9 protein-coding genes, 1 tRNA gene and 3 pseudogenes are annotated in these 12,724 nt (G+C 54.1%); 6 read left to right on the top strand and 7 right to left on the bottom strand.

Going from position 1 to position 12,724, the window contains the following annotated elements; translation table 11 throughout:
* Positions 1 to 39 precede the first annotated feature (39 nt).
* Positions 40 to 783, bottom strand: a complete 744-nt coding sequence (gene rlmJ / locus QHG98_05800; GenBank protein MDH7597242.1) for a 23S rRNA (adenine(2030)-N(6))-methyltransferase RlmJ — start codon at positions 781 to 783, stop codon at positions 40 to 42.
* A 74-nt stretch (positions 784 to 857) separates the two neighbouring features.
* Between rlmJ and QHG98_05805 the strand changes: the two genes are divergently transcribed.
* Positions 858 to 2,576 carry a ferrous iron transporter B gene (locus QHG98_05805; protein MDH7597243.1) on the top strand — a complete coding sequence of 573 codons (1,719 nt, stop codon included), beginning with the start codon at positions 858 to 860 and terminating at the stop codon, positions 2,574 to 2,576.
* Positions 2,577 to 3,001: 425 nt separating this feature from the next.
* Here QHG98_05805 and pstA read toward each other — a convergent pair whose 3' ends face one another.
* Positions 3,002 to 4,231, bottom strand: coding sequence for a phosphate ABC transporter permease PstA (gene pstA, locus QHG98_05810; protein MDH7597244.1), 1,230 nt, complete (start codon positions 4,229 to 4,231; stop codon positions 3,002 to 3,004).
* On the bottom strand, positions 4,221 to 5,126 hold the full coding sequence (gene pstC / locus QHG98_05815) for a phosphate ABC transporter permease subunit PstC (protein ID MDH7597245.1): 906 nt from the start codon (positions 5,124 to 5,126) through the stop codon (positions 4,221 to 4,223). The genes pstA and pstC overlap by 11 nt, the downstream gene beginning before the upstream one ends.
* Positions 5,127 to 5,491: 365 nt before the next feature.
* Between pstC and QHG98_05820 the strand changes: the two genes are divergently transcribed.
* A tRNA-Asn gene (locus QHG98_05820) sits at positions 5,492 to 5,575 on the top strand.
* A gap of 122 nt (positions 5,576 to 5,697) precedes the next feature.
* Here QHG98_05820 and QHG98_05825 read toward each other — a convergent pair.
* A complete protein-coding gene (locus tag QHG98_05825) occupies positions 5,698 to 6,183 on the bottom strand; it encodes a M48 family metallopeptidase (protein MDH7597246.1) in 486 nt (161 codons plus the stop codon).
* A gap of 588 nt (positions 6,184 to 6,771) precedes the next feature.
* Between QHG98_05825 and QHG98_05830 the strand changes: the two genes are divergently transcribed.
* The gene (locus QHG98_05830; GenBank protein ID MDH7597247.1) at positions 6,772 to 7,632 is read left to right on the top strand and encodes a hypothetical protein; all 861 of its coding nucleotides are present in this window, start codon (positions 6,772 to 6,774) and stop codon (positions 7,630 to 7,632) included.
* A 122-nt stretch (positions 7,633 to 7,754) separates the two neighbouring features.
* Positions 7,755 to 8,849 carry an inositol-3-phosphate synthase gene (locus QHG98_05835; protein ID MDH7597248.1) on the top strand — a complete coding sequence of 365 codons (1,095 nt, stop codon included), beginning with the start codon at positions 7,755 to 7,757 and terminating at the stop codon, positions 8,847 to 8,849.
* Positions 8,850 to 9,058: 209 nt separating this feature from the next.
* On the opposite strand, the pseudogene QHG98_05840 reads toward QHG98_05835, so the two are convergent.
* Positions 9,059 to 9,175: pseudogene (locus QHG98_05840) on the bottom strand (transposase).
* A gap of 155 nt (positions 9,176 to 9,330) precedes the next feature.
* Here QHG98_05840 and QHG98_05845 point away from each other — a divergent pair.
* Both QHG98_05845 and QHG98_05850 read left to right on the top strand, forming a co-directional pair.
* Positions 9,331 to 10,021: pseudogene (locus QHG98_05845) on the top strand (transposase).
* 126 nt (positions 10,022 to 10,147) lie between these two features.
* Positions 10,148 to 10,597: pseudogene (locus QHG98_05850) on the top strand (transposase).
* A gap of 119 nt (positions 10,598 to 10,716) precedes the next feature.
* Here the strand turns inward: QHG98_05850 and QHG98_05855 are convergent.
* Together QHG98_05855 and QHG98_05860 are read right to left on the bottom strand one after the other, a co-directional pair.
* Positions 10,717 to 11,484, bottom strand: a complete 768-nt coding sequence (locus tag QHG98_05855) for a 23S rRNA (uridine(2552)-2'-O)-methyltransferase (protein MDH7597249.1) — start codon at positions 11,482 to 11,484, stop codon at positions 10,717 to 10,719.
* Between the two features lie 4 nt (positions 11,485 to 11,488).
* On the bottom strand, positions 11,489 to 12,613 hold the full coding sequence (locus tag QHG98_05860; GenBank protein ID MDH7597250.1) for a DUF763 domain-containing protein: 1,125 nt from the start codon (positions 12,611 to 12,613) through the stop codon (positions 11,489 to 11,491).
* Between the last annotated feature and the right edge of the window lie 111 nt (positions 12,614 to 12,724).

Here is a 12,724-nt window from a genome sequence, read left to right on the forward strand (position 1 = left end):
GCGGCTCGTTCAGGTGCGTGCCTCCACGGAGCGCGTTCTTCAAACCGCACCCTCTCCTGCGACCAGACGTCTCAGAGCGGATATGAATTCCCTGGCGCGAAGTCTGACGTGCCTCCTGAGATGTTCATCACCGGATGATACGGCCACGATGCAGCCCGGCCACCTCCCGCCCTCAAGGCCCACCTCGTGAAACTCCAGGGGATACAGGTCCAGGCCCTCAGGAAAAGTCGCGCTGTTCATGATGTGCCAGCTCATCACCGACCATCCACGATCTGCAGCCTCCTTTAAAAGCTCGATGGCCCTCCCGTGATCCTCAGGGGAGGGCGGGTCGATGAGCAGAAGCCCTGGATCTCCTCTCTTCAGGAGATCCATGACGCCGGAGAAGCCGTCACCCAGATGGAAATGCACATCGGGACAGCTGCGCCAGCTCTTTTCGACATCCCTGCTGATATCCCAGAGCTCTGCCGTGACCTTCCGCCCGAAAGCTCTGCCGAGCCTCAGGACGAGCTGTGCTGAGCCAGGGTACCGCAGGAGCTGATCCCCGTTCATCTCCTCCAGAACCGAGAAGTACGGGCTCTTGATCCATGATCTCACATGCCAGCACCTCCCTATGCCCCACCTCCATTCCCCACCGGTATCAAGCCCGTACTCCAGGTACCCGGCGTGCGATTCTGCGTAAGCCAGAGCTGAACGGGAGAGAAGATACGCAGCTGCCTCTGATAGCAGAAAGTGCTTCCAGAGATCGCCTGCGTTTCCCGCATGCTCCCTGTGGTCGTAGGTCATCCGTGTCTATTCAGGCCTCTCAGGGAAGCTATATCTTTTTGTTCGATAACCTCCCGTCCGGAGTCTCAGATCATATGCAGGAAGAGAGGCCGCTCAAGATCCTCCTCATGGGCAACCCGAATGTGGGCAAGAGCGTGATATTCTCGAGGCTGACAGGAGCTGATGCCATCTCCTCGAACTATCCAGGAACAACTGTGGGCTATACAGAGGGCAGCATAAATGTGCTGGGAAGGAGCGCTGCTCTGATAGATGTGCCTGGTGTGTATTCACTGGATCCAAGCTCAAAGGCGGAGGAGGTCGCGAATCTCATACTCGAGCAGGGCGCAGATCTCATAGTCAACGTTGTGGACGCGACAAACCTGGAGAGAAACCTGAATCTCACCCTCGAGCTGCAGGAGCGCGGGATCCCGATGGTCGTCGCCCTCAACCTCTGGGATGTGGCTGTAAGGAAGGGTCTCGAGATAGACGTCGAGAGGCTCTCGGATGAGCTGGGCATAAAGGTCGTGCCCACTGTTGCTGCCAGCGGCCTGGGTATACGCGATCTCGTCGAGGCGATCGGGAGCTCGATGGGCTCAAGACCACCTGTGTTGAGCCTAGATCCCGCAGAGAGATGGCAGAGGGTTGGTGAGATCGTATCGAGGGTGCAGAAGGTCCACCACCGCCATCCATCTCACCTCGAGCGGCTGGAGGATCTCACGATACGACCGTGGACCGGAATACCCGTGGCGCTCATGGTGCTCTATCTCTCGTTCAGCCTGATAGTGGGGGCCGGAGAGCTCTTCATGGACAGGGTGAGCGATCCTCTCTTCGTCAGGTACAGCTACTGGATCTTCGCCATGGCTGACAGATACACATCGGGTTTCGCGCATGACATCCTTGTGGGGAGATCACCAGAGCTGCTTGAGTCTTTTGGCCTTCTAACAACAGGACTCTACATACCATTTGGCATCGTCCTCCCGTTCCTGATACCCTTCTATCTGGTGCTTGGATTCCTCGAGGACCTGGGGTATCTCCCCAGGGTGAGCGTGCTCATGGACGCTCTCATGCACAGGCTCGGTCTCCACGGTGCTGCGATAATACCGTGCGTGCTCGGGATGGGCTGCAGCGTTCCTGGAGTCCTGGGGCTGCGCGTTCTGGAGTCGTCGAAGCAGCGCTTTCTCGCTGCGACGCTCATGACGATGAGCATACCCTGCGCATCGCAGACCGCGATGGTATTCGGGATCCTTGCCCCATACGGCCTGCAATACATCTTCGCAGTCTATGCAACCCTCCTCACAGTATTCATCATCTCTGGCATGATTCTCCACAGACTGATCCGGGAGGAGTCACCTGAGATATTCATGGAGATCCCTCAGTACAGGATGCCTGTGCCTGGTGCGCTGCTGAAGAAGACGTTTCTGCGCATCAGGACGTTCATACTTGAGGCTGTTCCATACATAGGAATCGGCATAGTTGTGATGAACATCTTCGAGATCACAGGTCTCATGAGGAGCATCGGGGAGCTGGCGAGGCCGATTGTCTCAGGCATTCTCGGCCTGCCGGAGGAGGCTGCGACTGCCCTCATTCTGGGCTTCCTCAGAAAGGATATCGGCATAGGCATGTTCGTCCCGCTGGGCCTCTCGCCGGAGCAGCTTGTCATAGCGTCTGTTGTGCTCGCGATGTACTTCCCATGTGTCGCAACCCTGACAGTGCTGATGAAGGAGCTCGGAGCTTATGATACAATCAGAGCTCTGGTTTTCCGCCTGGTTGCAGCTGCGATGGTGGGAGGCGTGCTCAGAGTTGTCCTTCTATGAGCGTGATGGGGAGCTGCAGGGCGCAAACTTCCAGGTGGGAGAGAGATACGCAGGCATCTCACCCAGGAGCGTTTGAATCCGGTATGCAGAGTTCTGGTTCCCACCGACCTGCTGTGTTGAATAATGCCTGAGAATCCTATAGCAGAGACCCAATTCATACAAATTGCAATTATAGTAAAAATCGACAGCGTTCGACCCTTTGGGTCTCAATTGTTCGCACAGCACGCCGACCAAAATCTATAAGTATTAATGACTACAATTGTCTTTTGCTGCAGCTCTGACAGGAACGGCCAGGATGTGCTCCTCGAGAGCGTTTTTCGCCTGGCACGCATCCGGCGAGGCTCGGAGGTCAAAGTTGTGCGCGCCGTGATGGGCGCAGCATCGCTCTGAGCAGGGGGAACCGGGGTGTATCAGGGCTGCAGCACCTACCACCTTACCTTCTTTCTGTAGTGGTTTCTTACAACTATCGCCAGGAAGTTCATCGCCAGCACAAGGCCCATCAGAACCAGAGCCGTGCCCCAGGCCCTTTTCTCGACATCCCACGCCCCGAGGAAGTATATCAGCTGTAGAAGATGGTAGCACAGGTTGTTCACAGGCTGATACACATCCGGAACCACGCCGTAGACCTTATCCACATAAACTGGGGTGAATGTTACGGCGGTCCACATGATCGGAGCGGTCTCTCCAGCGGCCCTGGCCACGCCGATTATCAGGCCTGTGAGTATGCCAGGAAGCGCTGATGGAATGACTATCCTCATGATCGTCTGCCACTTTGTGGCCCCCAGAGCCACGCTTCCCTCCCGAAGCGAGTCGGGGACAGATTTCAGCGCCTCCTGTGTCGTCAGGATTATCGTGGGCAGGTTCATGAGACCCAGTATCACAGATCCAGCAAGTAGGGAGATTCCGACCGTGGAGACGAGAAATGCGAGACCAAAGAGACCGTAGACCACAGATGGAACGCCGTTGAGGCAGCTTATAGATATCGTGATCATACGGTTGAGCGTGTGACTCCTCGAGTACTCGTTCAGATATATTCCAGCGCCAATGCCAAGCGGAGCTGATACCAGCATGGCGCCCAGGACAAGCCACATCGTGCCCTCAATGCAAGTCACAATGCCGCCCTCCTGCCCGAGGTTTCTGTGCGGTTCTGTCAGAAATTCGATGCTTATGGCACCAATGCCGTTGTAAAGAATCGCTGAGAATATGCCGCCAAGTATCAGAATGGCCAGCACCGCCGAGCCTCTGATGAGCGTGAATGCCAGAACCTCTCTCGCTTTTGCGCCAAACCCGTAGAGCATGTTGATTGCATCTTTTAACACCAAAACGCCCGCTATGAATGCAGCTGAAGGCGCGAGGAGCCTGTAGCTGAACGAGGCCCCGAGGTTCGATGGGCTGATGACGAGATCAGGGTGTAGAAAGAGAAGAAAGATTTCAATCGCGATGAGAATCAGTGCATCAATGCACAAAACCATCGCGTTTCTGGTGCTCAGCCTGCGGGCCTGCAGAATGTGCATGAACACAGCAACTGCCAGAAGAGATCTCCAGAGCAACAGCAGAATCTGAAGCGGTGGCTGTATCAGAAGTGCGATCAGCGATGAGAGGAGCAGGATCGCGCCTGCGGCTGTGAGCGCTTCTGTTCTTTTATCAGTAGCCACCGAACCTCCTCCTGATGCGCTCGCGAGCGAGATCTCCTATCACGCTCAGTATCGATACTATTATGAGAAGCATCAGCCCCACAGCAAAGAGCGCGTGGTAGTGCAGAGAGCCATGTGCCACCTCGCCCATCTCCCCGGCTATGACAGAGGTGAACGTCGCACCACGATCGAAGACATCGTATATCGGTGTGGGTATCCTGGCGATGTTTCCAACCACCAGAAGTACAGCCATGGTCTCGCCGATGATGTTGCCTATGTTCAGAAGCACGGCTGCCGTTATGCCGGACGATGCTGCTGGAAGCACAACATGCCTTATCGTCTGCCATCTCGTAGCTCCGAGAGCCATCGAGCCCTCCTTGAACTCGGTCGGAACTGCCCTCAGCGCATCCTCGCATATGGTCGTTATGGACGGTATGAACATTATCCCAAGAAGTATTGCGCCGGCAAGTATCGATCTGCCTGTGAGCATATCGAAGGTGTTCCCCAGGTACGGCACGAGGATTATGATTCCGAGAAATCCGTACACGATCGATGGCACCCCGGCGAGCAGCTCCACAGCCGGCTTCAGCACAGCTCTGCTCCTGGGGCCGGAGAGCTCCGCGAGATATATTGCAAGGGGTATGCCCACCGCCATGTTTATCGCCAGAGCGAGAACTGCGACCAGCAGTGTGTCGACTATCAGCGGGCGCATCCCGAAGATGTTTCCCGAGGAGTGCCATTTCCCGCCCAGGACGAGGTTCAGCACCCCAACCTCATAGACCGCAGGCAGACTCTCTCGTATCAGGTATGCGAAAATGAGAATCATGAGAGCGATGGAAGTCACTGCTGTAATCAGGAGCATGGACTCTATTATCCTCTCGGGCAGTCTTCTCATAGCGGGATGCAAGACACTCATACAATCCCAGAAATCGGTGTGCTGCATAAAGACCTTGTCTATATTCTGTATATAGATGCATGGCATCGATTCCAGGCGCCTATCCAGATCACTTATTCTGAGGATTCCTATAAACTTTCGGACCTGTCCGAATAGCATTATCGCTCTTATCCATCTGATAACTTGCCCGAAGAGGCACCAGTCACGCTGTGCGCTCGTGGCGAGCGAATGAGTGCATTCAGCAACCAGTATGCATGTACTTCAAGTTGCTGAATACATAAGAGCGTCTCAATTTTATGCTCAGTTCTGGTTTTTATCTTATTCGGGCAGGTCCCATGCTTTCATGGTAAAGCTTAAATGGATGATGTGGATACGGATATGAGCGGGCCGCCATAACTCAGCTGGTAGAGTGTCTGGCTGTTAATCCGGCAGATACCAGAATGTCACAGGTTCGAGCCCTGTTGGCGGCGCTATTGCAATTATTCACATTTGATTTTTCTGAGTGGTCTCTTTCATGGTATCGATCCCGCACAGGACGTGGTCTCGATTCATCGAACGGTCTCTCAGAATCGCAGTCCAGTGGCACAATTCCTTATGTTTGCACTGTCTTTCTCCTGCACATATCCATCGCCATCAGGAATCCGCGAGCCCTCTCCGCCAGCGGATATCTGTTCACCAGCGACCTGAAGCGCGGCCCGTGGTTCGGCTCGATCATGTGTGCGAGCTCGTGAATGATCACATAATCCTCCACCCAGACCGGCATACCTCTGAGCCGGGAGCTTATCCTTATCGTGCCATCAGATGGTGTGCAGGATCCATATCGCTTCTCCATTCTATCTGAGTACGAGATGCTCTTCCAGGAGACAGCACCTCCAAGGTACTTCATGTTGAGCTGCATGGCCCTCTGCTCCAGATGGGAGTCGTCTCTCGATCTCCTCCTCTCCACCCGGCTCCTGAACCTGGCGATGTGCGCGTCGAGATCTTTATCGGAGATATCAGCCGGGGCCAGAACCTCTATCCTGTTCCCCTTGAGCCTTATCTCAATCGTCTTCTGCCTGCGTTTTGAGCGCCTGATCACAACATCCAAGATCGACCACCCCGGTTTTGCGATGTGCGGGCTGTGAACGCGCATCTTCTTGAGGATTCATAGAACCACCTGAGATGTAGCGGAAACCCTTCAGGCGGGAGGAGTGTGTCCCATCCATGAGATTTACGTTCTTGCATGCACAACATTCTTTCAGATGCCACCGACCTGTAAGACCCTCCATTCCGAAGTAACGGTTTCCAGGCGTAGATGTTCTTTCCATCGTACAGGATCTCTCCTATAAGAGCTCCATTCGGGAGAAACGTTTTACAGGGAAATGAGGAGAGGTATCGATGCCGGCAGCTACCAAAGCAGCTGCTGTATCTGGGTATAGCAGATACAGCGCTGAATCCGCAGCAATGCGGATACTGAAACCGCATTTGAGGCCAGGTGCTTTCGGATTGCCGCTCTTCGGAGCTCGGCCCTGCAGGATCTCAACCGGCCTGTTGTCTCGGGCACGTGGGGCCCTCCATGTGGCGCCAGGGACAGGCACCGGTCTTCAGGCCCGGAGCAGCTGGCGCGGTGATCCCTATCGGCATCTGTGTGGCAGCTTCATATACCTAAAATGCTCTGCTAGAAATTATGATCCACAGGGGCATGAGAACGAAAGGCGGTACGATGCCGCTTGAGACGCAGGAGAAGGTTGATGCTCTTCTCGATGAGTTCGTCAGCTTCGTCAATGAGATCTCAGATTCAAGACATCTGCAGCGCGGGATTGCGCGATCGTCCCTGCCATGCAGCATCGTGGTTGTTCTGGACCGCAGCAAGCTTCTTGTCATCGCGCAGTTCAGGCCGAACAACCTCTCATCGATGTACATCTCAGCAGAGCACATCGAGCTTGCTGCAGATCAGGCTCTGTCCAAGGCGAGCTGGGAGTTCGGCTTCGAGGACCCCTTCCTGCTGCAGTTCCCTGCGGATCTGCTTGATATGCCAGCTGCGGATCGCGCAGATGCCCTAAGAAAGATGGCCGAAGAGCATGTCGATTCTGAGTTCCTCCGCTTCATGGGCATGCTCAGCATGCTCAGACTGCGGCCTGCCTTCGGACCTGTGCCATACGTCCTGGAGAACAGCTGCGCGGTTCTCTCTCCTGAAGGAGGACAGGATGTATACAATGAGGTCGCGGAGGCCCTCTATAATCTCAGGGTGCAGCCGATAATGCTCAGAGGCATAACAGGGACAGACATCTCGCTCAGGCAGGCATGGCGTGCTATCTGCAGTTCAAGACTGGTCGTCGCAGATCTCACAGATAGAGACGCTGATGTCATGTATGGCCTGGGGATGGCACATGCAGTTGGTAAACCCGCTCTGATAATCCACATGGAGGGAGAGCGTGTAGCATTCCCTGGACACACGCTACCGTACAGCCCATCTGACATGCCATCAATGAGGGCAAATCTCGAGAAGGCGCTGAAGGATCTTCTTGGGCCGATACTCAACCTATAAAAGGATCCGGCGAGCTATACATCATATAGAGTTATATACGTCTACCTAAATAGCGTGAACCGGTCTCAGAGTTCCAGCTTCCAGGGATTCCAGGAGGGGAATAGATATTGAAAAAGATTAGATTGGCAGTAGCAGGGGTGGGCAACTGCGCGAGCTCTCTGATCCAGGGCATTGAGTATTACAAAAACAGGAGCGCAGAGGAGTGCGTCGGCCTCATGCACTACGACATCTGCGGTTACAGGCCAGGAGATATAGACGTTGTGGCAGCTTTTGACATCGATGCCAGGAAGGTGGGTCGTGATATCAGCGAGGCCATATTTGCCAGGCCGAACTGCACCAAGGTATTCTATCCGGATGTCCCGTACAAGGGTGTCGAGGTCATGATGGGGCCGGTGCTGGATGGTGTGGCGCCGCACATGATGGAATACCCGGAGGAGAGCACATTTGTCGTGTCCGATCAGCCACCGTGTGATGTCCGAAGGGAGCTTGAGGAGAGCGGCGCTGAGATACTGATAAACTACATGCCGGTGGGATCTGAGAGAGCCACAAGGTTCTATGCGCAGGCTGCCCTGGACGCTGGCGTGGCCTTCATCAACTGCATGCCCGTGTTCATAGCATCCGACAGGGAATGGGCCATGCGGTTCCAGGAGAGGGGCATCCCTGTGGTCGGAGACGACATAAAATCGCAGATCGGTGCCACAATAGTCCACAGAACGCTGGCAAAGCTCTTCATGGACCGCGGCTGCCGGCTCGACAGGACCTATCAGCTCAACGTCGGCGGAAACACAGACTTCCTGAACATGCTCAGCAGGGATCGGCTGAGATCGAAGAAGATATCCAAGACGGAGGCTGTTCAGTCTGTTCTGGATGCACCTCTTGATCCTGAGAACATACACATAGGGCCGTGTGATTATATACCATGGCAGAAGGACAACAAGGTATGCTTCCTGCGGATGGAGGGGAGGATCTTCGGGGACGTTCCCATAAATCTGGAGCTCAGGCTGTCCGTAGAGGATTCGCCCAACAGCGCAGGCTGCACAATTGATGCGATAAGGGTATGCAAGCTTGCGATCGAGAGAGGAATCGGTGGACCCCTCCTGGAGATCTCATCCTACACGATGAAGCACCCCCCTGTGCAGTACCCGGACGAGGTGGCCAGAGAGCTCGTGGAGAGGTTCATAGCAGAGTCGGAGAGCGTGATCGAAGCAAAAGTTTAGCATTTCATGCAGTGCCATTCCCCAGCCTGGAAAGTGTAACACAGCTGTACTTGTGGATGATTGCAATCCGAGCAAGTTATCTATAGTTATCCGCATAACTGTGTATAACCTGTTGCTCCGGGGAACCGTTGTATCCATGATCTGGCGTAGCTCATGGAGTGTGCGAATCTGGACCAACCCTCTGGGATGACTCTTTTTGCGTCTTCCAGGTTTTTGACAAATGTAACAGATAGCAGCCTTTTTATTGATTTCCATATGAACTCTATTGGATTCGGATCAGGAGAATACGGTGGCAGGTAAACGAGATATATTCCGAGCTCTTGCGACGGCAGTGTGCCGAAATTGCTGTAAAAGTATGGTAGAGAATCCCGACGATCGGAGTTTGCTGTTGGAGTTGTGACAGCAACTGGATCTATTCAAAGTATGTAATATGCCCTGTATCCTGACTTGAGATGTTCCAAAATCAAGGAGGAGACAGGGCATGGATCAATTCGAGCCGATAATAAATTATCTTGTCGATCCGAACAGCGGGCTGAGGCAGGTTATCACCGAGTTTCTGAGAGCGGTGATGCAATACGAGGCCTATCAGCAGATCGGTGCGCTGCCATACGAGCGCACTCCTGAAAGGAAGGCGCACCGAAACGGGACGAGACCGCGAACTTTGAAGAGTCTAGCTGGTGAAATAACTCTTGATAAACCTCAGTTCAGAGAATTTCCATTTGAATCCAGGGTATTTGAGAGATACTCCCGCGTAGAGCAGGCTTTGCTCATGAGTGTAGCGGAATCGTACATTCAAGGTGTTTCAACTCGTAGAATGGAGGATCTGGTCAGAAGCTTTGGTCTGAATAGTCTGTCAGCTTCTGAGGTCTCCCGGCTGTGCAGGATACTGGATGAGAAGGTCGATGAGTTTCTCAAGAGGCCGATTGAAACTGGAATACGCTACCTGTTTGTGGATGCGACATATTTCAAGGTGAGAGGGGGTGCCCAGTATAAGACCAGAGCACTTCTGATTGTCGCGGGAGTTCGCGAAGATGGTCTGCGCGAGATGCTTGGACCTGGGCGCCAGCATAGCAGAATCGGAAGACGCCGGGTTCTGGTCAACACTATTTCGCAGTCTTAAGGATAGAGGCCTGGAGGGCGTTGAGCTGGTGGTATCAGATGCGCATAAGGGTACGCTCTTATCCATATGATAACTTACCCATAGAAGTACTGGTTCTGCTATGCATCCCTGGTGAATGAATAAGTGCGTTCAGCAACCACATTGTACGACCCACAAATTGCCAAGCACATAAGAGCGTAAGGGTATCCAAAAAGCAGTGGAATCCTCATTCCCAGGGGCTTCATGGCAGTACTGCCATGTCCACTTCTCAAGGGCAGTACTGGGAAGCATACCCAAGCGGGATAGACCCTCAATCGCTCAAAAACTCAAAGATGCACTGGATGACGAGACAAAAACTCAAAACCTGGCTGTCGAACTCAGAAACCAGGGATACTCAAATGCTTCAGAGACTATCGATAAGTTCGGGTTCGACCTCTGGAACTATAAGGCTTATCCGCAGTCGCACTGGAGAAGGTTACGCACAGCAAACATCATCGAGCGCATCAATAAAGAGATGAAACGCAGAAGCAGACCTGTTGGCGCATTCCCAAGCGATCAGTCTCTTCTGAGATTAGCAGGTTGCATCATGATCAACATAAACGAAGGGTGGATTACAGGCAAAAGGTATCTATCCATGGACGAAGAGTGATGATTGCTGGATACAGGGTGCCTCCGAAATTACAGCAATTTCGGCACACTGCCATGCCTGCCGAGATTAGCAGTATTAGTGACTCTTGCTCGCTCATAGTATTGAGCATATTCGCACAATCAAAGCCTCTCCACAATTGATGCGAATGCGAACCTCTGCTTGACGTCTCCTATCTTTATCCTGAGCCTCTCCCCCGGCGAGGCGTTCTTCACGATCACAGCGAAGCCTCTGATCATTGCTATGCCGTCGCCTGTACGTCCTGTGGAATCTATCGTGACTTCATAGACCTCACCGGTTCTCACAGGCGCGCTGAGCAGCTTCTTCCCGATGACGTAGATCTCAGCGCTCTCCTTTCTGGATGCAGGTGGTGTGTAGAAGTGCACCGAGCTGAACTCGCGCTTTACCTCTCCGATGTAATCGTCGAACATATCTCCCTGGAAGACCTTCACTAGAAAGCTGCCTCCGGGCCGCAGAAGACGCTTCGCTATCCTGAGTGCTGCCCTGGAGAGATCTATCGATCTGGCGTGATCCACATCCCATATCCCTGTGAGGTTCGGAGCAGCATCTGATATCACAACGTCCGCCTGCCCCCCGAGAGCAGCTGCGATCTGCTCCAGTGTCTCCTCCTTCGTGATGTCCCCCTGTATAGTGATAACTCCCTCGAAAGGCTCTATTCTCTCCAGATCAACGCCGACAACGGTGCCTCCGGAGAGCGCCCTCGCTACCTGCAGCCAGCCGCCGGGTGCTGCCCCCAGGTCGACAACTTTGGAACCCTTCCGGATGAGATGAAACTTGGCGTTTATCTGCTTCAGCTTGTAAGCTGACCTCGCCCGGTAGCCCTCCTCCTTCGCCTTCCTGTAGTAGTAATCCCTTTGATCTCTGGCCATAAATTCACCCAGAACCCGATCTGCTGATAAATCCTGAGAGCCGCTTCATCGCCTCGTACCTCTCCTTATCGCCCAGCTTCGCCTCCTGAAGCGCCTCTCTGAGATGCTCTATGCTGCGATCGTAGTTCTCCCTGTCCACCGGATATGGATGTCCGTCCTTCCCGCCGTGGGCGAAGCTGTACCTCGCGGGGTCCCTCCAGCTCGGCGGTGCCCCGAAAATCAGCTCTGATATCAGGGAGAGGGCGCGAATCCTCTTCGGGCCCATCCCCCTGAGCGATATCAGCTCTTCGTAACTTGCTGGCTGCAGCTCATATGCAGCCTGCAGGATCCTGAGGCCATCTCTGCCGAGGTCCACAGGAAGGATCTCATGCCTCGCAGGCATCCTCAGAGCCTGCGGAAAATCCTCCAGGCTCCGCTGTGCTGTGTACCTCCTTATATGAGCAGGGCCGTCCCTGACGAGATCGAGCGTGGCCTGCCTGTTCTCCCTGCTCTCCCTCGATGTGAGGTCCAGCACCCTGGATTCGAGACGCTGTGTGCATATCGCTGTGTGCGGCTCCTCGATCATGCTGTCCAAACCATCGGAAAGCCAGTGGTACCTGCGCGCGTATCTCTCGTTCATCCCCTGCTGGACCACAGCCCAGTCGCCGTTCGATGTCAGTATGAACGCATGGTGGTAAAGCCGGTAACCGTCCTGCACTAGGGCGTTATCAACCTTCGCCGAGAGCCTGCTCGCCCTTATGAGCTCCTCGATCTTTCTATCCGGGAGCGAGAAGATCTCCCCGTAGCGCAGGATCTCCTCAGGGGTGTTCAGAGATGCTGCACCCTTCCCTCCCGCCACAACCACACCATCCTCCGGTCGGAGAGATGCCCTGAGCGCTCCTGTGGTCGTGGTTGTCGTGCCTGATGAATGCCAGTCAAACCCTAGGACGCAGGAGAACGCCTGGAACCAGAATGGATCCGAGATCCTGCGGAGGAGCTCCCTCTCGTCATATTCATATATGATCGCCCTGGCTATCTCGCCAGCGAGGAGTCGCATCCTCCTGAAGAGCCATGGTGGCGCTCTGCCATCATGGAGCGGGAGATCCGCGGTTCCGGTTCGGGTCATGTCCTTTACAGTATTCCCCGTCAATGTTCATAATCTCTCCGGGGGACCGTGCTGTGAACTAGTGCTCAGTAACATTAATTTTTAATCATATTGTAGTGTCGTTTGAGTTTTGCTCTGGCGTTATCTTTGCTGAAC

The sequence above is a fragment of the Methanothrix sp. genome (assembly GCA_029907715.1).
In the GTDB taxonomy this organism is placed as follows: domain Archaea; phylum Halobacteriota; class Methanosarcinia; order Methanotrichales; family Methanotrichaceae; genus Methanothrix_B.

Excerpts from the sequence above, each read along its gene's own strand:
- QHG98_05855 (MDH7597249.1), bottom strand. The coding sequence starts at position 11,484 with ATGGCCAGAGATCAAAGGGATTACTACTACAGGAAGGCGAAGGAGGAG.
- rlmJ (MDH7597242.1), bottom strand. The coding sequence starts at position 783 with ATGACCTACGACCACAGGGAGCATGCGGGAAACGCAGGCGATCTCTGG.
- QHG98_05830 (MDH7597247.1), top strand. The coding sequence starts at position 6,772 with ATGATCCACAGGGGCATGAGAACGAAAGGCGGTACGATGCCGCTTGAG.
- QHG98_05805 (MDH7597243.1), top strand. The coding sequence starts at position 858 with ATGCAGGAAGAGAGGCCGCTCAAGATCCTCCTCATGGGCAACCCGAAT.
- pstC (MDH7597245.1), bottom strand. The coding sequence starts at position 5,126 with ATGAGTGTCTTGCATCCCGCTATGAGAAGACTGCCCGAGAGGATAATA.